This window comes from Collimonas fungivorans Ter331, assembly GCF_000221045.1.
GTDB lineage: Bacteria > Pseudomonadota > Gammaproteobacteria > Burkholderiales > Burkholderiaceae_D > Collimonas > Collimonas fungivorans_A.
The window spans coordinates 1,849,403-1,873,522 of the sequence record NC_015856.1 but is presented as its reverse complement, the minus strand read 5'-3'; the positions used below and the strand labels follow the sequence as shown (position 1 = coordinate 1,873,522).

Genomic DNA, 24,120 nt, shown 5'->3' with positions numbered 1-24,120 from the left:
GCATACGATTCAACGGTCGCAGCAGCTGTTTTTGCCTGGCCGGACTCAGAAAAATGGTTTCGCAGCAGCAATACTGCGCGCAAAAAGTTCCATATCGACATTACCGCCGCTCACTATCACCCCTACTTTTTCGCCCGCGAACGGCAACACCCTGTGCATCACCGCGGCAGCCGCCAGGCAGCCTGCCGGCTCGACCACGATCTTCATGCGCTCGGCAAAGAAGCGCATCTGGGTCCGCAACTGGTCGTCGCTGACGGTAACGATGTCTTTTACATACGCCTGCAGGATAGGCAGCACCAGCTTGCCGACATGCTGCGTCTGGGCGCCGTCGGCAATCGTGTCGGGCACCGGGATATGTACGATATTGCCTGTCCGCAACGATTGTTGCGCATCGTTGCCCGCCTCCGGCTCGACGCCGATGACGATGCAGCCAGGCGACAATTGCGCCGCGGCGATAGCGCAACCGGACAGCAAACCGCCGCCGCCGGTGCATACGAACAGGTAATCGAGCGGCCCCACTGCATCGAACAGCTCTTTCGCCGCCGTGCCCTGGCCGGCAATCACGTCCGCATGATCGTATGCCGGGATCACGGCGCAACCGCGTTCAGCCGACAGTTGCGCGGCGATCACCTCGCGGTCTTCGCGCTCGCGGTCGTACAGGATGATTTCGGCGCCGTATTCGCGCGTCGCCGCCAGCTTCATCGCCGGCGCGTTGCTCGGCATGACGATGGTGGCATGCACGCCCAGCATGCGCGCCGCCAGCGCCATGCCCTGCGCATGGTTGCCGGATGAAAACGCCACCACGCCCTGCTGCTTCTGCTCTTCGCTGAGGCAGCTGATGGCGTTATAGGCGCCGCGGAACTTGAAAGCGCCCACTCGCTGGAAATTTTCGCACTTGAAGAACACGCTGGCGTCCGCGTGATGATCGGCCTGGCTGGAAGTCAGCACCGGCGTCTTGTAGGCGATGCCCTCAAGGCGCTTGGCGGCAGCGGCGATATCCTGGTAAGTGACAGCCAATTCAACAAGTTCGCTTGCAGCCATTTTTCTTCCTTAATAGTTAATCCGAGTCAGACAGCCATGCCGCATCGATGCAGTTATTCCGCCAGGCGGCGCCGGAACATCCAGCGTCCGCCGTCGGAATCCTGCGGAATATAACGGTAACCGTCGAGGTCAAAATCCTTCAGCTTTTCCGCATCGCGGATCTTGTTCAGCGCCGCGTAACGCGCCATCAGTCCGCGTGCCCGCTTGGCGTAGAACGAAATGATCTTGTACTTGCCGTTTTTCCAATCCTCGAATACCGGGGTGACGATGCTGGCGGCCAGCACCTTCGGCCGCACCACCTTGAAATATTCTTCCGATGCCAGGTTCACCAGCGTGTCGGATTTTTGCTGGCCCAGCTGCTGGTTCAAGGCCTGGGTCACGGTGTCGCCCCAGAACGCATACAGATTCTTGCCGCGCGGATTGGCCAGGCTGGTGCCCATCTCCAGCCGGTACGGCTGCATCCGGTCCAGCGGCCGCAATACGCCGTACAGGCCGGACAGGATCCGGATCCGGCTCTGTGCGTAGTTCAGCTGCGCTGCACTCAGCGAGGCCGCATCCAGGCCCTCGTAGACGTCGCCGTTGAAAGCCATGATCGCCTGCTTCGAATTGGCGCTGGTGAATTTCTTCGACCACGAAGCGAAACGCGCGGTATTGAGCTGCGCCAGCGGATCGGAGATTTTCATCATGCTGCCGACCTGGGCCGGCGACAGCTGGCGCAGGACGCCGATCAGCTCGGCCGAATGGCTGATGAAATCCGGCGTGGTGTGTGTTTCGGTCGTGCTGGGAGTGCTGTAATCGAGGGATTTTGCGGGCGACAAAACAATCAGCATGTGAACCTATCCAAATAAACCTGAGAATGTCCGCAATGATACCGAAACAAACATAACGGCGCTGGCGGCAGCTTGCTATCGGCGCTTAATTACCCTGCGAAAGCACCTCGCTGCAGGTCCCGCTCGAATTCGGTTACCCAGCTGGAACCGTCGCCGATCGGATATTGTTTCTTGTGTCCATTCGATTTCCTGCTCACCGTGACAAAACCGGTCAATCCGAATATTTCATCGGTTTTGGGATCGGTGGTATCGACCTGATGCAATTCGAAGTCGTCCGCGGCCAGCTGCCGCGCCTGCAAGATCGCCTGGAAATCTTCCATTTCATCCTGCTCAATCAGCTTCATCGCAGCCTCCTGAAGTGACATTGCGAACTGCCACCATAGCACGCTGGCGCCTGCCGCGCATCCCGGCAAGGTGAGGCTAAAATTGACAGGCAAACAATTTGGTCAGCGAGCCGTCGCCCTTCAACTCCAGCAATGTTTCGAACTTCAAGCCGATCTTTTCCAGCAGCCGGATCGACTGGTGGTTGTCCGGCGCGGTAATCGCCACTATCCGCTGCAGGCCGCAGGTCTGGTTGCCGAACGCCAGCACCGCCGACGCTGCTTCGTAAGCGTAACCCTGGCCCCAGAACTCCGGCACAAAGGCATAACCGATGTCGACGTCCGGCAGGGTCTCGCGCTTGATCAGGCCGCACATGCCGATCGGCGTGGCGCTGTCCTTCAGCTCCACCATGTAGAAACCGAAACCGTGGCTCTCGTACATTGCCATCGGCCCGCTCAGCAGCGCGGCGCGCGCCGCTTCCACGCTGCGTATGCCCTTGTCGCCGATGAACTGCAGCCATGAAGGCTCGTTCACCAGGCGCAGGTAAAACCCGGCGTCGTCCGTGGTCAGCTTGCGCAAGACCAGCCGCTCTGTGGCAAGAACTGTCATCGATTTTTCCTTGGAATCAGGTATTTCCCTGTAGGATCGCAGCATAAGCAATGCCTGGAAGCTTGTCTAGGCGACCCGTCTAGCCCCTCCATGAACGCAACCCGAAAAACCGTCCTGATCGCCCTCCCCAACCTGGATTTCGATTTTGAGACCCGGCTTATTACCGCACCTATGGCGAACAGGAAGGCGAAGCCGCCGGTTATCGCGGAGTCCGGGCGGAAGTGACGCGCGCCTTGGCGCAGCCGGGCGACTTCATGATCGCCGGCCGAGGTAAAATGCGCGCTATCGTTTGATGGAAACCCGCATGAACCCTGATCAACCCGCAGACTTGCCAATGCCGCTCCAGGCCAGCCAGACCAAACCCCGCATCGTGATCGACACCAACGTCTGCCTCGACCTGTTTGTCTTTCGCGACCCGCGCTGGGCCAGCCTGATGAGCGCCTTGCAAAGCGGCGCGGTGGAAGCCGTGACCCGCGCCGACTGCCGCCAGGAATGGCAAATGGTGTTGCATTATTCGCATCTGCCCGTCACCGACGACACCCGGCCGGCCTGCAATGCTGAATTCGACGCCTTGATCACCTGCCTGGAGGCCGAGGCGCTGAGCCCGCGTCCCGGCATCCGCCTGCCCATCTGCACCGACCGCGACGACCAGAAATTCCTGGAGCTGGCGCTGGGCGCCAACGCGACCATCCTGATCACCAAGGACAAGGCACTGCTGAAACTGGCGCGCAAGACCGCCAAGGCCGGGCTTTTCGCCATCGTCGCGCCGCAGGCATGGAATCCGGCCGGCACCTAGGAATACGCGCAACCCTGTGCAGTCTCGGACAAAACGCTAAAATGCGAAATCCAGACACCTAGATAGACAGCAGATGAATCGCGATTTAAGAATTCCCGACGGCGCCGCCAGCGCGGACTCCAGGCTCATGCAGCTTCAATCCAGATTGCCCAAAGTCGGCACCACCATTTTCACGGTGATGTCGACCCTGGCCAGCGAAAAATCCGCGGTCAACCTGGGGCAAGGCTTTCCCGATTTCAATTGCGATCCGGCGCTGGTCGACGCTGTCGGCGACGCCATGAAAAACGGCTTCAACCAGTATCCGCCGATGCCCGGCGTGCCGGCCTTGCGCCAGGCCATCGCCGCCAAGATCGACAAGATCTATGGCCACAGCTACGATCCGGCCACCGAAATCACGGTCACCGCCGGCGCTACCCAAGGCTTGCTGACCGCCATCATGTGCGCGGTCCATCCGGGCGACGAAGTGATCGTGATTGAACCGGCCTACGACAGCTACGTGCCGTCGATCGAACTGGCCGGCGGCAAGCCTGTGCCGGTGCAGATGACGTTGGGCGCGGACGGATACCAGGTGCCCTGGGACCGGATTGCCGCGGCAGTCAGCCCGCGCACCCGCATGATCATGATCAACTCGCCGCACAACCCGACCGGCAGCGTGCTGAAGCCGGCCGACATCGAAGCGCTCAAGGATATCGTGCGCGGCACCGAGATCCTGATCCTGTCGGACGAAGTCTACGAACACATGGTGTTCGACGGCGCCCGCCACGAATCGGTCTGCCGCGATCCGGAACTGGCGGCGCGCGCCTTTGTCGTTTCCAGCTTCGGCAAGACCTACCATGTCACCGGCTGGAAAATCGGCTATGTGGCGGCGCCGGCGATGCTGTCCGCGGAATTCCGCAAGGTCCATCAATACAATATTTTCACCGTCAATACGCCGGTGCAGCACGGGATTGCGCAGTACATGCAGAATCCCGCACCCTATCTCGAACTGCCGGCGTTTTACCAGCGCAAGCGCGACCTGTTCCGCGCTGGCTTGAAGCACACCCGCTTCAAGCTCCTGCCGGCCGACGGCACGTATTTCCTGTGCGTCGACTACTCCGCCATTTCCTCGCTGAGCGAAGCGGATTTTGCGATCTGGCTGACTGCCGAAATCGGCGTTGCGGCGATTCCGGTGTCGGCGTTCTACCAGTCTCCGCGCGAATCGGGCATCGTCCGCTTCTGCTTCGCCAAACAAGACCAGACCCTGCAGCAGGCGCTGCAGCGGCTGGCAAAAATCTAAGCACAACTCATTCGCATAATTCAAACACGCAATTGCACAACAAAGGAAACAGCCATGATCGATGTCTATAGCTGGGCCACGCCGAACGGCCACAAGATCCACATCCTGCTGGAAGAACTGGGCCTGCCTTACCGGGTACATGCGGTCGACATCGGCGCCGGCGACCAGTTCAAGCCGGATTTCCTGTCGATTTCACCCAACAACAAGATCCCCGCCATCGTCGATGCCGACGGTCCCGACGGCAAACCGATTTCGCTGTTCGAATCGGGCGCGATCCTGCTCTACCTGGCCGGCAAGAGCGGCCGCTTCCTCGGCCATACCGACCGCGAAAAATTCAACACCCTGCAATGGCTGATGTTCCAGATGGGCGGCGTCGGGCCAATGCTGGGCCAGGCCCACCATTTCCGCATCTACGCACCGGAACAGATAGAGTACGCGGTCAACCGCTATACCAACGAAGCCAAGCGCCTGTATGGCGTGATCGACAAGCAGTTGTCGCAGCATCCTTACTTGGCCGGCAACGAATACACGATCGCCGACATCGCCACTTTCCCGTGGCTTCGTTCCTGGAAAAACCAGGGCATAGAACTGGATGAATATCCGCACCTGAAAACCTGGTTCGATGCGATCAGCGAACGGCCGGCGGTAAAACGCGGGGTCGAGGTGCTGACCTCGGCCCGCAAGCCGCTGACCGACGACAAGGCGCGCGATATCCTGTTCGGCAGCCAGCAGTACCAGAAACGGTAAGCACGCGAGGATGGGCCTTGCCCATCCTGCTGCCTGCTACTGCGGCTCGGGGTAGCTGACCGCCAGTATTTCCAGCTCGTCAATCCCGGCCGGCGTCATCAGGGTCACGCTCTCGCCTTCGTGGGCCTTGGTCAGGGCCCGCGCCACCGGCGAAATCCAGCTGATCTTGCCGTGCAGCGGATCGAGTTCGTCGATGCCGACGATAGTCACCGTATGCTCTTCGCCGGCATGGTTCTGGTAACTCACCGTGGCGCCGAAAAACACCTGGTCGCGGCCATGATGCACGCTCGGATCGACCACCTCGGCCAAGTCCAGCCGTTTGGTCAGGAAGCGGATGCGGCGGTCGATTTCGCGCAGCCGGCGCTTGCCGTAGATATAATCGCCGTTTTCCGAACGATCGCCGTTCGAAGCGGCCCAGGAAACGATGCGCACCACTTCCGGCCGGTCCACGTCAATCAGGCGCAACAGCTCGTCCTTCATGCGTTGATAGCCTTCCGGGGTCATGTAATTCTTGGTGCCGGGAGGAATCGCCGGCAATCCGAATTCGAGATCGTCGTCATCGCCTTCGGATTCTTTTACAAATGCCTTGTTCATGGCTGACATTGTAGTTCCAAATAGACTACGGATGCCGATTTAGCCCGGAACCATGGCTTTTCTTGCATGGCTGTATGGTAAAGTCAGGCCAGTGCAATGTTGCCCGTACTGACTTCCGCCATATGCCTTCCTTCTCATCCCGCAATGCCTCTTCCGCTCCGTTCCGGATCGGCCTCGCCGCCAACCGCAGCCACCAGCAGGGCCCGGATTCGGCGCTGGCGCAGCTGCTTACCGGCAGTCGCCACAGCATCGAACAACAGCTGAAACCGCAGCTGGTGGTGGTCGGGCGCACGCTGGACGCGATGCAGCAGCTGGGCCTGCTGGAACACTATCCGCATATCGAACGTTTTCCCTACGGCCGCCACGGCGGTTTGATGAAGCTGGTGTCGCGGGTGGTCGACGCCGATCCGGCGCGCACCCTGGATGCAGTGATTTACCTGATGGACCCGGTCGATCCTTCGTCGACCTTTCCGGAAGCGGTGGCCTTGAAACGGCAATGCGTAATCCATGGCAAGCCATTCCTGTCGACGCTGGCCGGTGCTCGTGAGTGGCTGGAACTGGAAGCGATGGCGGCCGGCGCCGCGCCGAATCCGGCGCTGGACCCGACCTTCGAGCTGGCGCAGGAAGGCATCGCGCTGATCGCCCACGACGCCATGAAAGACCGCATGCTGGATATTGCGGAACGCCATTTCGCCCTGCTCGACCAGTTTGCATTCCGCTGCGCCACCGGCACCACCGGCAGCCTGCTCAACAAGCTGGCGCAGAAAATCAAGGGTGAGCAAGCCGGCCGCAACTGGGTCAAGCCCTTCCTCAGCGGCCCGCTGGGCGGGGACGCCCAGATCGCCGAACTGATCCTGGACCGCCAGCAATGCCGGCGCGTATTGTTCCTGGAAGATCCGCATGTCGCCCGCCAGCACGAAGCCGACATCCAGCTGCTGGAACGCGCTGCCCGCACCGTGCCCGACTATGCGCTGTGCATCAGCGACGCCGAATGCGGCGAACGCTGGCTGACGCTGCTGCAGCAGCGCGCCGCACAGAACCAGTCTCTCGCGCCGCGCCCTTAGGCGGCAGCCGGCGCATCCGTCCGCTACTGATATACGATCGTAAACGTCGCGGTGCCGTTGGCCTTGCCGGTATTGATGTTGGGCGTGGTCTGGTAGTACCTGGCCTTGAACGGCACCACGTACTGGATATCGTCGGAAGGACCGACATTGATGGAATTGGTGTCGGCAACAGTAGAGGTCGTGAATTTCACCGGCGTCCTGGTCTGATCCAGCACCTGGATGCCAACCCCGGTCGCCACGCCAGGTTCCTGGGTCAGCTGCAAGACGCCCGGTTTGTTGGTGGGATCGGATGTCGCCGCCATATTCAATGCAATGATGTTCTGGGTGTTCTCGCCGCGCTGGCAATTGAGCTTGATGTTGAAATCCTTCTCGCCGGCCGAACTGCCGACTCCCTTGAAGTTGCTCCTGGAAACGGAGCCCAGGTTGACCGCTATATTCTTTGAACCGACGTCAACCGTGCAGGTAGGCGTAACAATAGTAATGGCGTTGACATCGAGATACGTGGTGAGCACGGATAGATTGTCCGCAACGCTGTAATACTTGGTGTAGATGCCCGGCGCCAGCGGACCGCTGCCTGTCTTGGGGCCGGTCTTGAACAGCTCGACGACAAACTTGGAATTGGCGTCGAAAAGACCGAAATCGCTAGTAGTGGTGCGGGTGTGGGCATAATATGTGGAGTCTGCCCCTGTGAAATAACGCGACAGGCGAACGCCGATTCCGGTGACGTTGGTGGAGTACACATGATCGTATCCCGTGATCATCTGTCCTTGCAGCATGTCGCCGTTTACCACGCCGCCGTTGGTGCAATTCCATGGCTTGTCGAGTTGCCCGCCTTTCAGCGGCAGGTTGAATTCTTTTCTTGCAATCAGCGCTCCCACAGCCAGGTCGCTCGGCAGATAGACCTTGCCGAAAAACATGTTGATCGTTTTTTCCGTATAAGACGGATTCTTAAAGCAGGCTGCCTGCACCAGCTGAGCGCTGGCCAACAGGCCGATAAAAAGCAGCATGCCGGACAGGCTGCGGCGCCGCTCCGCCAATGTTCGCGCGCATCTGCTGAATACGCTATTCCCGTTGCTCATGACATCATCCTTGTTTTCCTTGCGTGCATATTGTGCTCACTCGCACTGCGCATTCATTTGACGGATCGGCGCCGGATTCTTCTCGACCGGCACCTGGTATTTGACCCTGCATTGTTCAGCCGCGCTCTGGCCCCACTTGACGCTGAATGCGCCGGCATCCTTGGCGCCGGTAACGAAGGTCTGGCCCTCGCTGCCGACGATACCCATCTCTTGCCCCTGCTCGTTCTCGACCCTGGCGCCGAAAGGCAGCGGCTTGCCGCTCTTGTCGCTCAGGGTCAGCATCAGGCGCAGGCCTATCGCAGTCTCGAACTTGGCCAGCACCACCGCACCGCGGGTCGGCACCACATCCATGGCGGCGTTCTTGATTTCCACTTCATCGCCCAGGTCTTCGGTGCGCACCGCCAGGCGGTTGATCCGGTACGGGCTCAGGTTCGCCAGCACCGCATTGCCGCGACTATCGGTACGGACGCCTGGATACACCTCGAAGCCGACATTGGCGGCGTCCGGCGCTTCCACCAGCGCCATGGTTTCGCCCAGCGGCTGCGACAAAGTTACGCCGCCGCCATGCACCACCAGGCCGCCCGCCACACCCAGTGTGGTCTGGCCGTAGCCGGAACCTTGCGCGCGGCCGAAGTCGAAGCGACCGTATTGCGACAGGTAGCTGGCAGAAGCGCTGCCGCTGTTGTCGCTGCGGTTCGAATGCGTCGTCGATACGTTATAGGTCAGGCGGCCGTCATCCAGCGCCGAACCGTAGACGCTGGCCTGATGGCTGACCTCGCCGTCATTGCCCTGGGTCGCCGAGTAACGGGCGTAGGAACGGCTGTCGCCGAGCGGCATCGACAAGGACACCATCAGCTGGCGGCTCGACGGTCCGCTCAGGTTGGTGCTGTTGTTATAGGTAAAACTGTAGGTGAACTGCTTGTAGAAATTCGAATAACCGAGCTGGATCAGGCGTGTCTTCTGGTCCGTGCCCCAATAGCTTTGCTGCTGCGCCGAGGCGTAGACGCTGCCGCCACGGCTGCCCAGCTGCTGGGCGAAATCCAGCTGCAGCTGGCTGCGACGGTTGTTGAGCACCTGGCCGCTTTGCAGGTCCTGCATCTGCGCCGCTTCCTGGAACGTACGGAAGCCGCCGGTGGAATAACGATAACCAGCCATGCGCACGCTGGTGCCGTAATTCTCGAACGACTTGGCGTACAGGAAGCGCAGCGACTGACCGTCGTAGCTCTGATTGAATGGTCCCTTGGTATGCGCCTGCGACAGGTCCGCCGAGATGGCGCCGAAATCGCGCAGGTTCTTGCCGACGCCGAACACTACGGACTGATGGATCTCGGAACCGATGAGGCCGCCGTACAGCGAAAATTCCCGTCCCAGGCCGCGCGCCACGGTGCCCTGCATGAAAAACGGCTTGGAGCCGCTGACATTCGATCCCAGGCCGTTGCGGTATTGGCCGGCGGTAGCGCTGTAGCGCCAGACGCCTTCGCGCAACAAGGTCGGCACGGCGGAGAACGCTTGCTTGAACTTGGTTTCGCGGCCGTCCGCTTCGGTAATCGTCACTTCCAGGTCGCCGCTGGTGGAAGTCGGATACAAATCGTCCAGTACAAAAGGACCGGGTGCGACGTAGGTGCTGTACACCACGAAGCCGTTCTGGCGCACCGTGACGCGAGCGTTGGTTTGCGCCACGCCGCGGATGGTTGGCGCATAACCTTGCTGGCTGTCGGGCAGCATGCCGTCGTCGGACGCCAGCTGGACGCCGCGGAACTGGAAAGAGTCGAAGAAATTGCCCGGCGTGGTGCTGTCGCCCAGGGTCAGCTGGCCGCCCAGCGCAGCGATATCGCGCTGCAGGTAGGAAGTCACCGACTGCCAGTGGCCCTGGCCGTCGAGGCCGCGGTTGTAGGTCGAGAAATTGCGGAAGCGCCAGTCGCCCAGGTTGAAGCCGCCGCGCAGGCCGGCGTACAAGGTATTGCGGGCCTGGCTGGTGGCGGTGCTCGGGTTGCCGTTGAAATCGGTGATGCCGTTGACGCTGCTGCCGGTGTTGTTGCCGCCGAAGTTGTTGCCACCATCATAGCGCGCCGCCGAAAACTGATAGTCCAGCATCCCGACATTGATGCCCTTGTCCCATTTGTCCGGAGTGATGGCGCCGCGCGCCTGGCGCTTCATGGCGGCCTGCGGAATGCTGAGCGTCAGGCGCAGTTTCTCGCCATTATAAGAAATACTGGAACCGGGAATCACCTTTGCCAGGTCAACGCATTGGTCGCCGGCCGCCATCAGCACCGGGAACACTTCTACCTTGACGCCCCAGCCCTCCAGCATGCTGCGGGTGATGCAGGCCTGGGCGCTCTTGCTGTCCGCCGCTTCGTCGAGGTTGTCGACAAAATTGACCTGGCTCTGGCCAACGCTGCTTTCATTGAGGCTGACATCGACCAGATAACTGCCTGGCAAGACCCGGTTGCCGAACGCGAACAAGGACAGGTCGGCACGGCTTTGATCACCGCCGATGTCCAGGAACTGCTCGTTGAATATCGAGCCGCCCTGGCCTTGGGCGTGCGCCACCTGCGCCAGTACGGCCAGCGTAATCGCGGACAGCGCCAGGCGTACCGGTTTGCGTTGATGCGACAATCTGATCACAGCTTTCCCTTCCTTTATTTCTGCCTTGCGCGGCAGACTGACTTGCCTTGACAGGATCCGTTGCTTGCTATCTGGGAGACGATGGCGGTGTTATTTGCCTGCGGCAGGCGCGGTTTCCGTGGCCGGCTGCTGTCCTTGCGATCCGGCGCCGCCAACCGCGACCTTGGCCGTCACTTCCGGTGTTTCACCGCCGTAGTCGTTGATCGTGGTGTAGCTGGCCTCGATCGCCTGCGGCGCGCTGATAACGGTCAACGGAAAATCGAGTGCTCCGAAAGGCGGCACCATGCCGGCCCTGGTCTGCTCTTTGTTGCCGTTGATCTTGAAACCGGTAAACGTGATGTTGTAAGCGCTCGGATTGCTCACCCGCAGCGCAGCGCCCTTGCCGTCCTCGCCTGGCACCACCGACAGCGTGACCAGGCCGCGCGCCTCGTCAGGCTTGCCGGCCAGGCCGGTCGGCCGATAGAACACTTTGATGCGGGTGCGCACAGCGACTTGCAGTACGTTCTGCTGATCCGATTTTTCCGGGATTTCCTTGACGTTGAGCCAGAACACCGATTCGCGGTCGCTCGGCAAGTCGCCTGCAATGCGGACGATGCGCAAGATGTTTTCCGCGCCGGGATCCATGCGCGCCAAAGGCGGTGTCACCAGCAGCGGCGTCTTGTTCTTGCCTTCGCCGGCATCGATCCAGGTTTGCACGACGTATGGCGCAGTGCCGGTGTTCTTCAGCGGAATCGACGCCTGTCGGTCTTTCTCGCCCAGGATCACGCGGGTGCCGCCCAGCATCACGCCGGCGCCGGCCGACAGTGCGCTGAACGCCAGCACGCCGCCGACCACCGCAGAAGTGAAGAATTGTTTGCCTAACATGGAAGACCTCGTCTATCAAAATGTCCTATGCACAAATTTCTAAGCAAGCACAGGACTTGCGTGCTCACAAATTGATGCATGGGTGGTGCGGAAAAATGATGGCCGGCTTGCCGCTACCGTTGCGGCAAACCAGCCCATCCTTAAAACCTGGCCGTCGCAAGCGCCAGGCTGTCCGTTTCTCATAGCTGGCCGAAACGGGATAAAACTGTTTTAGGATTTTTGCAAAGCGCGTCGATTACAGGTAAGCAACGACGAACTGCGCTGTCGAGTTAGCTGGACCGACGGTCACTGCAGTGCTGGTCGAGATGTAGGCAGCCTGGAACTTCAAAGGATTGTTGCCCAGACCCAGAACGTAAGTGCCCGATGCCGAACCGACAGGGATCTTGGTGCCGGCGGAGTCGCCCAGCTCGATCGCCACGCCAGTTGCAGCAGTCACGCCGACTTGGCCAGCGTTAGCGATCGCCAGGTCGTCTTTCACGATAGCGTCGGTGGTGCCGGTAAAGGTCACGGTTGCGCCCTTGGCTGTTGGGCCGCAGTCGGTCAGCAGGATGGTGAACTTCGATGGTGTCGACTTCTTGCCGGCAACGGCGCCGAACACTGTGCGCGACACGTCGCCCAGAGGTACGGTGATGTTTTGGCTGGATGGATCGACTGTGCATGGGGAATCAACGATATTGCCGTTGAAGTTAACGGTGCCGCCGTCAGCAAAGGCCGCTTGGGACAACAGACCTGCAGCAGCAACTGCAACCAACTTAGCGATAGTCATTTGTTTCATTTTTTACCCTCAGATATAAAGTGGATGTTCGATTCAAATTAATGAATTGCCAACACGGCGAAGCACATTCTAGGGGTAAAAAGTCACAAAAGTGCATTCATGACAATGTTTAACAATTACTAACCATCACTAGTTATTAGACCGCAATAAATGACGCTGAAATTTAATAATATTTGTATATTTATTATTATTTATAACAATCAAATAAATGCCACAAACCCAATATTGGCGCGCCTTTCCGGGCCTCATGAAAAATCTGGAGGAATCCTGACGGCAATCAATTCTTTGGTGGAAACGCCATAAATTCCTGGTGGCAATGTGTGATTTTGTCGTGCGAATACGACAACATTTTTAAAGTTCATGACACATTTCCTGGTGGACGACGATATTCGCTCAATTTCTCCAGGAAACGGCCGTTAACGTTAACACTGCAGCATCCAGGAAAACCGGTTTTGCAGTTCCCTTCACCATCCACCATAAAAAATCCAAGATGCGTAATGACAATTTCATAGTTCGAGAACCTTTGCTTGGCCCGAAACAAGGCGTGGTCGGCTACGACCTTACCTGGCAGGAAACCGGCGGCGCCGATGGCGAGGCTGATGAAGAGGACTTGCATGCGTTGCTGAGTTTCGTCGCCGACCAGTTGAGCGACGAAAAAAGCGGCTGGCTGCTGGGCAAGAAGCTGCTGTTCCTGGAAGCATCTCCGGCCCTGCTGAACGGCGCGGCGATCAAAAGAATGCCGCCCGCCAGCACGGTGCTGACGCTCAAGCACGGCGACCTGGCCAACCCTGGCGCCGTGGCCGCGGTAAAGACCCTGCGCGCTGCCGGCTACGGCATCTCCCTGCGCGGCGCCGAGCTCAGCGGCGGCGCCCTGCCCGCCGACATCTCTCATCTCGAAGTACGATTTTCCGCCGGCGATTTTGCGGCGCAGGCGCGCCGTTACGCCGCGCTGAAAAAATCGTCGCTGCGCATGGTTGGCCGGCCGGTCAGCAACTGGCAGGACTATGACGCCTGCGCCATGCTGGGACTGGATGCCTTCATCGGCAAGCTGCACCTGACGCCGCGCCCCGGCAAGCGCGCCACCGGCCTGAACCCGGCGCAGCAGATCATCGTGCAGATCATGAACCTGGTCGCCAAGAACGAGAACCTGCAAAAGATCGAAGAAATCTTCAAGCGCGATCCCGGCCTGTCCTATGAACTGCTGCGCTTCATCAACTCCGCGGCGTTCGGCCTGAAGACTGAAGTCCAGTCATTGCGCGCCGCCCTCGCCCTGCTCGGTTACGAAGCGCTGTTCCAGTGGCTGTCCCTGCTGCTGGCTACCGCCAGCAGCAGCGGCTATTCGCCGGTGCTGATGGAAACCGCGATCATCCGCGGCCGTTTCTCGGAACTGCTGGGACAAAAATACCTGCCCAGGGGCGAATCGGAAAACCTGTTTGTCGCGGGGATTTTTTCGTTGCTGGACCGGCTGCTGGGCGTCAGCATGGAGGAAGTGCTGGCCAGCATCAAGCTGTCCGACCAGGTGGCTGCGGCGTTGCTGACCCGTTCCGGACCGTATGGTCCTTATGTAGCGCTGGCAGAAGCCTGCGAACTGAATTCGCCGCTGGTCGGCCCCTTGGCCAGTTCGCTCAAGATCAGCCCGAAGGAAGTCAACCTGGCGCATCTGTCGGCGCTGGCATGGGCGCAGAAACTCGGCGTGCCGGCAGCATAAACGGCGCTGCCGCCGGCCTCGGTCAAAGCGCCGCGGCGGCGGCCGGCGGGTGATTTCCCGGCAGCTGCCGCTGCCAGTTGCGCAAGCCGATGACCGCCAGCACGATGAACGCCGCATACAGTCCTGCGGTCAGGTCCAGGTCTTTATAGATATACACGCCGACATAGATGATGTCGACCGCGATCCACAGCCACCAGTTGGCGACGTATTTGCGCGCCATCCAGAACTGGGCCACCAGGCTGAAGCTGGTCAGCGCCGAATCCAGCCATGGGATGTGGGCGTCAGTGAAGCTGGCCATGACGTAACCCAGCACCACGCTGCCCGCGGCGCCGGCCAGCAGCCCGATCAGCAAACCCTGCTTCGGCAGGCGCTGCGGCTGGATATGCTGGCCATCCTGGTCCGATACGCCCCTCTTCCACTGCCACCAGCCGTACAGCTGCATGACGGCGAAGATCAGCTGCAGCAACAGGTCCGAGTACAGTTTAGCCACCAGGAATATGCGCGCATACAGCAGCACCGAGACCAGACCGACCGGCCAGCACCACAGATGGCGGCGCGCGGTCAGCCAGACTGCCAGAGCGCTCAATATGACTGCACTGATTTCCAGACCTGACATCAAGACTCCTGTGGGCGGGTTTTACGGTCGCAGCGGCGCTGCAGGTGGTCCAGCAGGTAACGGCCGGCATCGCTGCCAAACCATTCGGCATGGCCGAGGAAATAGGTATCGTAAGCCAGCGCCGAATTCTCGGCGGATTTTTGCACGCCGTGAAAATAAGCCAGCTCCGACAGCGCAAATTCGACATGCGCCAGCGGCAGCAGCGCCGGCAAGGCGGCCGCTTCCAGCACCGATAATGGCCGCACTGCTTCATAGGCGTCGAGCATGGCGTCCAACTGGCCGATATGCACCAGCGGCCGCTGGGCAGCAGGCGGCGTCGACGGCAAAACCAGCCATTCGATCATGTTGCGCTCGATCGCGATGGCCAGGTCGTAGATCGCACAAGTGCGGTCGGCCAGGCCGAAATCGACCACTGTCGCCACCGCAGGAGGTTCTTGCGCTTGCCACAGCAGGTTGGATGCATGCCAGTCGTTATGCGTCCACAAGGGCGCCAGGCCACCCAGCAGCGGCCCCAGGCGCGCATGGAACGGCAGCAGCACCTGCGTCACTTGCTGCCGCCAGTCGCGTTGCGCCAGATAGTCGGCCAGCGCCGGCCGTTGCTGTATGTAGCGCCCGATCCGTTCCAGCACGTGTTGCGGATCTTCGGTATTGAACAAGGTAAAACCGGAAGCCAGCAGCTTGGTGCTGCGCGCAGGCGCGTCGTAGCCGCGGGCGGCAAGATGCAGCTTGGCTAGCGCACTGCCGGCCGCTGCGGCGTCTTCGGTGCTGACAAAAGGGGTCCAGGAGGTGGCGTCGCGATAGCGGTCGACGCCCTGGCCGACGCGCTGCACCTCGTAGGTCCAGCCGCCGTCGGCATGGGCGGTGCTGCCGTCGCCGGCTTGCAATACCTCGCTGACCGCCAGGCCGCGCTGCCGCAGGTGCGCCATGAAGCGATGCTCGTCCGTCAGTTCGTCGACAGTCCGTATTTCGCGCAACAGGCGTTTGATGAACAAGGGACCGGACCCGGTGTCCGCCACGCAGGCGCTGGAAAACGGCCGCGGACTGTGCCAGCCGAGGCGCGTGACGGCGCCGGCCTGCGGATAGTGGCGCAACAGCCGCGCCACCTCGTCCAGGGTCAGCGCAGGCCAGCTCGACGCCACCACGTCAAAACCCATGCCGTGGCTCAGCACCGTGCCATTGTCCGCAGCAGCATCTTGTCTTGGTTCGTTCATGCGACGTCCCGGCCTATATCAGAAATCGTATTGGACCGACAGCCGCGCCGTGCGCGGCGCGCCCAGGTGCAGATAGCCGTCGCCGATGTATTCGCCGACATCTTTCCAGTAGCGCTTGTCGAACAGATTGTCCACGCTCAGGCGCAGCACCGTGGAGCGGCCCCACCAGCTGGTCTTGTAGCGCAGGCCGGCGTTAAACAGATGGTAGGCCGGCACATCGACGTTGCCTTCCCGCGTCGCCGCTTTGCTGCCGCTGTACTGCCAACCGCCCAGCAGGCTCAGGCCGGCGACCTCGGGCACGGCATACGCGGCGTACAAGGCGGCGCGCAGGCGCGGCACGTTGATCGCCTGGTGGCCGTCGTAGGCCGCCGTGCCGGTATCTTCGGCGCGCGCCTGGATCAAGGCCAGGCTGGCCGTCAGCCGCAGTTGCTTGCTGACCTGGCCGGCTGCGCTCAGTTCTATCCCGCGGTGGGTTTCGGTGCCTTGCTGGACGTAACTGAAACCGCCTGCATCAGGCATCGGATATTCGTAAGGCTTGCTCATCTGGAAGATCGCCGCGCTCAGGCTGAGCTGGCCGCGCCAGTCGTACTTGACGCCGGCTTCGATCTGGCGCGATACGGTCGGCGCCAGGAAGGCATAGGCGTTCTCGGTCCACCACGGCGCCTGGCCGCCCATCGTCAAGCCTTTGCTGTAGCTGGTATACAGCGACAGGTCGGCTTGCGGTTTGTAGACCAGGGCGATTTGCGGCAGCAGCAATGTCTTGTCGGTGGTGCGCGTCGCCGCACCGCTGATGTCGAACGCCCGTTCGTTGACCCACACCTGGCGCGCGCCGGCGATCAGTTGCCATTGCGGGTTGAAGCTGAGGCGGTCGACCGCAAACAGCGATTTTTGCCGGCTGTCCAGGCGCAGGTAGGAAGCATCCGGCGTCGCTGTCGACGGCGCGTATACGATCGGGTTCGGGTTATAGATATTGTCGCTGCCGACGTATTCATTGACGCCGTCGCTCTGCGCCACGGTGCGGCGGAAAGTGCTGGCGCCCAGGGTCAGGTCGTGGCGCAGCTTGCCGGTATCGAAACGGCCCTGCAGCACAGCTTGTAGCTGGTCGTTGCGGCGGGTGTCGTCCGGGAACCGGTAATCGTAGATATCGAAATCGCCGCTGGCGCTGAAATAGCGGGCCGGGGTGCCGCCTTCGCCGCAAGTGCTGCCGTAGCCGCAGCCGTACGGGAAGGCCGAGTTATCGTCGATCACCACCCGGCTGCGGCTGGCCGCCACATATGCATGCCAGTCCGGCGCCAGGTCGAGGTCCAGGCGCAGGTTCAGGTTCAGCGAATTGATCGTCACCGGCTTGGCCCACGGCTGCGCGCCCAGCAGCTTGTCTGGCGAAACATTGCTTGGGATGGCTGTGCCGCCCAGCAGCTGGTAGCCGGGCGCCGAGCGTTGTTGCCGATGCTGGTACTCGGCGTCGAATTGCAGCCGTGCCTGCGGGGTGATCACCCAGTCAGCTGCCAGCGAGGCGAAATTGCGCTCGCCGTCGGCGTCGTTCACATACGAATGCAGCGTTTCGTGGGCGGCATTGATGCGGATGCCGAATTGTTTTTGCTCGCCGAACAAGGCGCCGATATCGGCCGCCAGGTAACGTGAGCCGCGCGAATCGGTTTCCAGCGTCACCGAACGCACGTCGGCCGGCCGCTTGGTCACATAGTTGATCAGGCCGCCGGGCGCCGCCATGCCGCTTTGCAGGCCGGCCAGGCCCTTCAGGATTTCGACGCTCTCTTTGTTTTCCAGCGCAACGTTCTGTTCGCCGGCAATGCTCATGCCGTTGATCTGGTAGCTGGACGCCAGGTCCAGTGCGAAGCCACGGATGGTGAAGTTTTCGTAGTAGCCGACCGGCGCGTAATTGTCGCCGACCGCGGCATCGTTGCGCACCACCTCGCTCAACAGGCGCGATTGCTGATCGTCCAGCTGGCCGCGGGTAATGACTGAGATCGAAGCCGGCGTGTCAAGCAGGGAGGCGTCGCCGAATGTAGCGATCGACGCCGAGCTCCTGCGATAACTGTCGGCGCCGGTTCCGGCGCCGGTCACAGTAACGGTCGGCAAGGCTGTCTCGCTGACTGCCGGCGCCGGTCCGCTTTGCCTGGCCCCGGTCATTGATTTGTTCGGCTGATCGCTGTCGCTTTGAGCATGTGCCATATTGGCGGTCGCTGCAGCAATCAAGGTAATCAGCAGCTTTCTTCTGGTTTGCCGCGCGACCCGGCTGCCGGTCACTGCACCACTTTTAATTTTATTCGCCATTATTTCGCCAACAAGCTATCAAACAAACAATAAATCCGTGCATTTCCTCAAAAACCCACGCGCGATTGAAACAGGACCAGCATTATCCGTCCAATCGCCCGCCAAGGCTCAAGAAATGCAGAAAACCGGCAACCAATGCCGGCGGACGCTTGTATCAAGGAGCCGCTGACGAAACAGCTGCTGACGAAGAAACGGCCAGTGCGACCCGGAATCCGACCTGGTTCTTGCGGAACGCCGGCGGAGTCCGCAGGCGGCGTGCGGCGCGCACGAACCTTGGTCCGAAATCCCAGGAACCGCCACGCAACGTACGGCCGGTGCACGGACCGCTCATGGTCGGCTTGCCATCCGCGGGGCTGGCCGCATAGTTGTCGGTATAACAGTCGGAAGTCCACTGCCAGACATTGCCCAGCATGTCATACAGCCCGAACTGGTTCGGCTGGAAGCTTGCTGCCGGCGAAGAATGCGCGAAATTGTCTGCGCAATTGAATGCCGCTTCTTTATTGGCGACGGATGTCGGCTGCCAGGAGTGATCGGCGACATTCGCAAACTGGCAGGTCATGACGGCGTCGTCTCCCCAGTATCGAATCGACGTCGTGCCGGCGCGCGCCGCATATTCCCACTCCGCCTCAGTCAGGAGCCGGTATGGTTTTTTTGTCTTGGCGCTAAGCCAGCCGGTATAAGCCTTTACATCGGCAAGGTTGACGCAGACCACGGGATGGCTGTCGTCTTGCGCGTAACCCGGCTTGCGCCAGCTGCGGTCGGCAGCCACGTTCCAGACTTCAGTGGAAAAAAACGTGTTGGCTTTTTCCCAGGCGTAGCAATCGCCTTCCGCGCTGTATCCGGTTTCCTGCACAAACTGCGCAAATTCGCCGCGAGTCACATCGGTCTGCCCAACTGCCAGCGGATAAGCGATTGTTACCGTGTGCACCGGGCCTTCATTGCCGAAGCGGCCGCTTTCCGTTGCGCTTGATCCCATGCTGAAAGAGCCAGTCGGCAACCAGACCATCTTGGGACAGGCTTCGGTGCAGTCCTGGAAGACCGTGCCCGGCTTGTTTGCCTCGCCGTCGGCATGCGCCAGATTGAAGATAAACGCCAAAACCGCAGGCAGGATGTAGCGCAGGGAACGTCGAAACATTGCATAACCTCCATCGTCGAAGAGCCGAAGTATAGCCCACCGGAAAGCGCGCAATGCATCAAAATCAACCGAAAGCAAGAATCCTGCGTAGCCGGCCTCAGCCCATGCGAATCTGCCTGCCCGCATATTTTGGCGCCGACAGATGGCAATGCGCTTTTCTCAAAAAAAAACGACATACATATTGCATGTACGCCGTTTTTACGTGACAACCTGTTCAGGGTGTTTTATGGACCAACCGGCACAATGGCCAAAAGAGGATCGTTGGTAATGCCCACCAGCATCAAGCCATCTCCAGATATAGCCATTTGACGATCAAGCAGATTTTTTGCATATCCGGCGAATTTAAAACTACGTATTAAAGTGCCGTCGGCGCCATGTACCCATACATCAGACGAACTGTACCAGCCGGAGATGCCACAAAAAACCCTGCCATCGCTGCCAACTTTGACATTATTGGGATACGCGTCTCCTCCAGGAAGGGCGCTGATAAAACTCAAGTCGACCGGGGACAGCGAGCTGCACCGGTAAGGTGCGCCGTTGGCTGTGTATACTCGGCTGCCATCGGCGCTGACAGCGATGTCTGCGCCATTGGACATTGTTGGCCCGCTGGATATGCCGGTGGCTCCCGTAGGCGGCGACAATAGCGAAACCACCAAGGTACCGCCAGCCAATTCGGAGTAGTCGACGCTGTAAGCCCAGATGGAAGACGGACTCATACCTTCGTTCTGAACATAGACTTTTTTGCCATCCGCGGTGGCAGCCAAATCTCCGCCGTTGATACTACTGTTTGTAAGGTTCGTAACAAGTTTACCATTTGATGCCAAGTATGCGCTACCGATGTTGGTGATGATGATTTCTACACCATTCGGCCGAATTGCTTTTATACGTGTCGCACTTGTTAATGCGGAGTTCAAGTTCCATGTATTGACTTTGGTTGGAGTAGCCAAATCAACGGCAACCAGGCTACTCGTAGCCATGTCTAGAACATATAGCTTATCGCCGTTTGGACTGATAGTCATATTGCCTAGGGTGGTGCCGAGTCCAGTGAGCGTAGCAGTCTTTTGTGAGGTATAGACATTGTAGACATCAATGGAAGATCCGCTGTTATGCGTATAGATCAGCGGACGAATCGGGTCGGCAATGACATTTGTATAGCTTTGTTTTACCTGCGTGGCTAACGTTGGCGTCGTGCTGCCTTTCCACAAAGCGACCTTGATGACTTCGGGTGTGGTTATGGAAAGATCCGCGGAACTGAGGGAAACGGTCGCATAGCTGATCGCATCTGAAGGCAAGCTGGCTGGATTTGCGCTAAGCGTGAGATTATTGCCGCTCTTCGTGACATTTAACCATGTTTGATCGGAGCTTGCGCCCCAGCTTCCACCATGGCCAGAACCATCATTGATCTGCAGTGTCCGGGTCAGGCGCGACCATGCCGGGGTTGCTGTCAAGGCGACGCCCGTTTCCGACGCTAATAATTTATATGAGACAGGCTTAACTGTGAGCGTAACTGGCAAACCAACACTCTGCCCATCGGTTGATTTGATCTGGATTAAGCTCGTGTACACCCCTACTTGCAGCGACGACGGCGTGTAAGTAAGTGTCAAACTGGCATTCCCTGCCCCTGCCGTATTACTAAGTTTCAACCACGAGGCATCGGTTGTCGCGGTCCAGGTTCTGCCTTCCCCATGAATAGTGATAGTGGCGGGATCCGGGGCGGCAGCGCCCAGGTACATAGTTGGGGTAAGAACTATACTCGGGGTTGCGCCAAAGGTCTGCAAGACTGGGGGCGTCGGCGATACTGGAGGCGTCGGCGATACTGGAGGCGTCGGCGATACTGGAGGCGTCGGCGATACTGGAGGCGGCGGCAAGACCGCAGGCGCGCTAACCGTGAAGGTATAGGGCAGCAGCATAGGCGAACCAGGGAATTGGCCGGCACAATTACTGTCGCGGCAGAGCTTGACCGTGAGATTTCCTTTATGGGTCCCTACGGACAAGGTCGGGGACGTATAGAGTGCAACGCTGTATTGTGTCGTCGAATTTTGCGATATTTGCGTATTCGGCAACAATACTCCGACATCATCAACAAAATAGGCATAAACGGCAGATGCCCCATTGAAATCGGATGGCTTATTTACTGTAGCGGCAAAATTGATTTTGCTCGACACCCCTGTAGTAAGAGTTTGGGTGATCGTGGACGGCGTGAAGGTCAGCGCCACGGCTGCGGGTGCAGGACCAGGTCCTGGCGAAGGGCTCCCGCCATCTCCGCCGCCGCCACCACCACATGCGTTGAGAAATAACGTCACTAATAAAGAGAAGAACACTTTTTTCATTATCATTATCTTTCTTACACAAATTGTTATGCGGACCCAGTATTAGCTACATCAATCTGAATGGCTTTGTTGATAGAGTTCCAATTGTGGGCCGATTGTAACAGTATGTGATTATTTGTAACAATAGTGATGTGTTGCTTTTCGTAAAATATTTTGAACTAAATTATGACGTTATTGTCGTCGCTACCCAGCATGATCCACTGACTGCCGCCCCCACTTCCAATCACCCCTCAAAAAAGAAAAAATCCTGAGAGTTTCAAATGAAACTCTCAGGATTTTCTTATCTGAATTCTCGAGTACTACACGCGCCGGGTGCCGGTATCGACTGCCTTGGTCTGCCCCGATTCCAGCGTAAATCCGGCGCCGGAATCGGTGCCCAGCACTTTCACCAGGTAGGGCATCACTTCTTTCAGCATCGGTTCCAGCGTCCACGGGGGGTTGATCACGAACATGCCGCTGCTGTGTAGGCCGAAGCCGTCCGGCGATGGCGTCTTCACCGTCAGCGTGACGTTCAGCCAGCCGTTGGCTTTCATGCGCTTCAGCTTGTCCGGCATCTGGCGCGACTCCATGCGGTTCAGCAGCGGATACCAGACGGCGTAAGTGCCGGTGGAGAAACGCGTGAGCGCATCTTCTATGGTGTTCTTGACGTGGCGGTAATCCTCTTTCACCTCATACGGCGGATCGATCAGGACCAGGCCGCGCCGCGACGGCGGCGGCAGCAAGGATTTCAGGCCGATGAAACCGTCGCCCTGCTGGATCATGACGCGCTTGCCGCGCCCATTGCTGCGCTCGCGCTCGGCTTCTAGGCGGCGGAAGTTGTCGGTCAGGATCTTGCTGTCGCTCGGATGCAGTTCAAACAGGCGCAAGCGATCCTGCTCGCGCATGGTGGCGTCGGCGCAATACGGCGAACCGGGATAGAACTTCAGCTTGCCGTCCGGGTTCAGCTGCCGCACCACATGCAGATATTCCGCCACCGCCGGCGGCAGGTCCTTGCGGTCCCAGAGGCGGCTGATGCCAGTCTCGAACTCGGCGTTTTTCGAGGCATAACCGCCGTCCAGCGCATACACGCCGGCGCCGGCATGGGTATCGATCACCATGTAGGAGGTGTCTTTCTGGCCCAGGTAGCGCAACAGCTGGATGGTGACCAAGTGCTTCAGCACGTCGGCATGATTGCCCGCATGGAAGGCATGGCGGTAACTCAACATAGGAAACTCTATCGTGGTGAAGTGTGTTGCCACACTCTACATCAAAGCGCCGGTCGGCTGCTGTGTAAAGGTGCGGCGTAGATGGCTTGGGGGAGCTGCGTAATACAGTCCCGCAGCGCAAACGACCCGCATTCTACCATCGCGGCAATCGATACGAAAAAGCTATTCGACGGAAGCTTGCATTTTCAACATTTCCTCCGCCACCGCGACGCAAGCCTCGATGTGGCGGTTGCCTATGGCCCGGAAGGCCGAGAAGCCAATCGCCGCCGACACCATCTGGCCGGCGATCGGCACCAGCCGGGTGGCATTCTTGGAGAGTACCTTGACGCCGCTGCGGGTCAGGATTTTCAGCATCAGTTCACGCGTCACCGCCCGCCCTATCAGCGTGCTGCCGAGGCCGACGATGGTGCTGTAGGTCGCCACCTTGAGTTTCGGCTGGAGTTTGTCGATCTGCTGCGGCGTCAGGCCGAACTCGGCGTTGATGTCTTCGATCAGGCGCGACAGCAGATGGATGTCGACCGCGATATCGACGCCCATCACCGGCAGCGCCGAAGCCCCGGCCGACAGCAAGGCCCGCTTCGCCACCATTTGCCGGCAGCGATGGCGCACCGCGTGCAGCGCATGCTCGGTAGCCGGGATCAGGACCAGCTCAGCCTGCCTGGACGGTTTCTTGCGCCCAGGCAGCCGATCGCGCCAGGTATCCAGCATCAGCTAGCCGCCTTGCCTTTGACAAAACCGTAAATCAGCAACAGGATCAAGGCGCCGACGATCGAACCGATAAAACCCGCGCCCTGGCCGGCCTGGTACCAGCCCAGGGCCTGGCCGATGTATCCAGCCAAAAACGAACCGGCAATGCCCAGCAAGGTAGTCACGATAAAACCCATGTTCTCCTTCCCCGGATGAAGAAATTTAGCAATCACTCCGACCACGAAACCTACGATGATTGTCCACAGAATTCCCATTGCTGCTCCTAAGAGTTGATGTTGTTTGCGGGGCGGCTGC

Annotated in this window: 22 protein-coding genes; 5 read left to right on the top strand and 17 right to left on the bottom strand. The window is 59.6% G+C overall.

Annotated elements, in window-relative coordinates; translation table 11 throughout:
- Positions 1–45 precede the first annotated feature (45 nt).
- The 4 genes from CFU_RS08210 to CFU_RS08195 all read right to left on the bottom strand — a co-directional run bounded on the left by CFU_RS08210 (position 46) and on the right by CFU_RS08195 (position 2,801).
- Positions 46–1,041, bottom strand: a complete 996-nt coding sequence (locus CFU_RS08210; RefSeq protein WP_014005574.1) for a threo-3-hydroxy-L-aspartate ammonia-lyase — start codon at positions 1,039–1,041, stop codon at positions 46–48.
- A 53-nt stretch (positions 1,042–1,094) separates the two neighbouring features.
- A complete protein-coding gene (gene yaaA / locus CFU_RS08205) occupies positions 1,095–1,871 on the bottom strand; it encodes a peroxide stress protein YaaA (protein ID WP_014005573.1) in 777 nt (258 codons plus the stop codon).
- A gap of 89 nt (positions 1,872–1,960) precedes the next feature.
- Entirely contained in the window at positions 1,961–2,215 is a 255-nt protein-coding gene (locus CFU_RS08200) for a hypothetical protein (RefSeq protein WP_041741546.1), read from the bottom strand.
- 76 nt (positions 2,216–2,291) lie between these two features.
- Positions 2,292–2,801, bottom strand: coding sequence for a GNAT family N-acetyltransferase (locus CFU_RS08195; RefSeq protein WP_041741544.1), 510 nt, complete (start codon positions 2,799–2,801; stop codon positions 2,292–2,294).
- A 304-nt stretch (positions 2,802–3,105) separates the two neighbouring features.
- Here CFU_RS08195 and CFU_RS08190 point away from each other — a divergent pair, with 304 nt between their 5' ends.
- From CFU_RS08190 to CFU_RS08180, 3 genes are all read left to right on the top strand, one after another.
- The gene (locus tag CFU_RS08190) at positions 3,106–3,597 is read left to right on the top strand and encodes a putative toxin-antitoxin system toxin component, PIN family (RefSeq protein ID WP_085959138.1); all 492 of its coding nucleotides are present in this window, start codon (positions 3,106–3,108) and stop codon (positions 3,595–3,597) included.
- 127 nt (positions 3,598–3,724) lie between these two features.
- Complete coding sequence (locus CFU_RS08185; RefSeq protein WP_041741541.1) at positions 3,725–4,873, top strand: pyridoxal phosphate-dependent aminotransferase; 1,149 nt, start codon at positions 3,725–3,727, stop codon at positions 4,871–4,873.
- Between the two features lie 54 nt (positions 4,874–4,927).
- Entirely contained in the window at positions 4,928–5,620 is a 693-nt protein-coding gene (locus CFU_RS08180) for a glutathione binding-like protein (RefSeq protein WP_014005568.1), read from the top strand.
- Positions 5,621–5,656: 36 nt separating this feature from the next.
- Here the strand turns inward: CFU_RS08180 and greB are convergent, their stop codons facing one another.
- A complete protein-coding gene (greB, locus tag CFU_RS08175) occupies positions 5,657–6,214 on the bottom strand; it encodes a transcription elongation factor GreB (protein WP_041743142.1) in 558 nt (185 codons plus the stop codon).
- 122 nt (positions 6,215–6,336) lie between these two features.
- On the opposite strand from greB, the gene CFU_RS08170 reads away from it, so the two are divergent.
- A complete protein-coding gene (locus CFU_RS08170) occupies positions 6,337–7,278 on the top strand; it encodes a hypothetical protein (RefSeq protein WP_041741539.1) in 942 nt (313 codons plus the stop codon).
- A gap of 23 nt (positions 7,279–7,301) precedes the next feature.
- Here the strand turns inward: CFU_RS08170 and CFU_RS08165 are convergent, their stop codons facing one another.
- The 4 genes from CFU_RS08165 to CFU_RS08150 form a co-directional block, all read right to left on the bottom strand.
- Positions 7,302–8,357, bottom strand: coding sequence for a fimbrial protein (locus CFU_RS08165; protein ID WP_014005565.1), 1,056 nt, complete (start codon positions 8,355–8,357; stop codon positions 7,302–7,304).
- A gap of 36 nt (positions 8,358–8,393) precedes the next feature.
- On the bottom strand, positions 8,394–10,982 hold the full coding sequence (locus CFU_RS08160; RefSeq protein WP_014005564.1) for a fimbria/pilus outer membrane usher protein: 2,589 nt from the start codon (positions 10,980–10,982) through the stop codon (positions 8,394–8,396).
- 90 nt (positions 10,983–11,072) lie between these two features.
- A complete protein-coding gene (locus tag CFU_RS08155) occupies positions 11,073–11,846 on the bottom strand; it encodes a fimbrial biogenesis chaperone (RefSeq protein ID WP_014005563.1) in 774 nt (257 codons plus the stop codon).
- Between the two features lie 235 nt (positions 11,847–12,081).
- On the bottom strand, positions 12,082–12,621 hold the full coding sequence (locus CFU_RS08150) for a fimbrial protein (RefSeq protein WP_014005562.1): 540 nt from the start codon (positions 12,619–12,621) through the stop codon (positions 12,082–12,084).
- A 490-nt stretch (positions 12,622–13,111) separates the two neighbouring features.
- Between CFU_RS08150 and CFU_RS08145 the strand changes: the two genes are divergently transcribed.
- Positions 13,112–14,329 (top strand): EAL and HDOD domain-containing protein, encoded by a 1,218-nt coding sequence (locus CFU_RS08145; RefSeq protein ID WP_014005561.1) that lies wholly within the window; start codon positions 13,112–13,114, stop codon positions 14,327–14,329.
- 22 nt (positions 14,330–14,351) lie between these two features.
- On the opposite strand, the gene pnuC is transcribed toward CFU_RS08145, so the two are convergent.
- The 8 genes from pnuC to CFU_RS08105 form a co-directional block, all read right to left on the bottom strand.
- Complete coding sequence (pnuC, locus tag CFU_RS08140) at positions 14,352–14,945, bottom strand: nicotinamide riboside transporter PnuC (protein ID WP_041741536.1); 594 nt, start codon at positions 14,943–14,945, stop codon at positions 14,352–14,354.
- Positions 14,945–16,156, bottom strand: a complete 1,212-nt coding sequence (locus CFU_RS08135; RefSeq protein WP_014005559.1) for a phosphotransferase enzyme family protein — start codon at positions 16,154–16,156, stop codon at positions 14,945–14,947. Before CFU_RS08135 ends, pnuC begins: the two co-directional genes overlap by 1 nt.
- An 18-nt stretch (positions 16,157–16,174) precedes the next feature.
- Complete coding sequence (locus CFU_RS08130) at positions 16,175–18,448, bottom strand: TonB-dependent siderophore receptor (RefSeq protein ID WP_014005558.1); 2,274 nt, start codon at positions 18,446–18,448, stop codon at positions 16,175–16,177.
- Positions 18,449–18,602: 154 nt separating this feature from the next.
- Positions 18,603–19,583: a formylglycine-generating enzyme family protein gene (locus tag CFU_RS08125; RefSeq protein ID WP_050808514.1), complete on the bottom strand. Its 981-nt coding sequence runs from the start codon at positions 19,581–19,583 to the stop codon at positions 18,603–18,605.
- A 224-nt stretch (positions 19,584–19,807) separates the two neighbouring features.
- The gene (locus CFU_RS08120) at positions 19,808–21,913 is read right to left on the bottom strand and encodes a hypothetical protein (protein ID WP_190275233.1); all 2,106 of its coding nucleotides are present in this window, start codon (positions 21,911–21,913) and stop codon (positions 19,808–19,810) included.
- Between the two features lie 299 nt (positions 21,914–22,212).
- A complete protein-coding gene (locus CFU_RS08115; RefSeq protein ID WP_014005555.1) occupies positions 22,213–23,118 on the bottom strand; it encodes a 23S rRNA (adenine(2030)-N(6))-methyltransferase RlmJ in 906 nt (301 codons plus the stop codon).
- A 162-nt stretch (positions 23,119–23,280) separates the two neighbouring features.
- Entirely contained in the window at positions 23,281–23,826 is a 546-nt protein-coding gene (locus CFU_RS08110; protein WP_014005554.1) for a hypothetical protein, read from the bottom strand.
- Positions 23,826–24,080 (bottom strand): GlsB/YeaQ/YmgE family stress response membrane protein, encoded by a 255-nt coding sequence (locus CFU_RS08105; RefSeq protein ID WP_041741534.1) that lies wholly within the window; start codon positions 24,078–24,080, stop codon positions 23,826–23,828. Before CFU_RS08105 ends, CFU_RS08110 begins: the two co-directional genes overlap by 1 nt.
- Between the last annotated feature and the right edge of the window lie 40 nt (positions 24,081–24,120).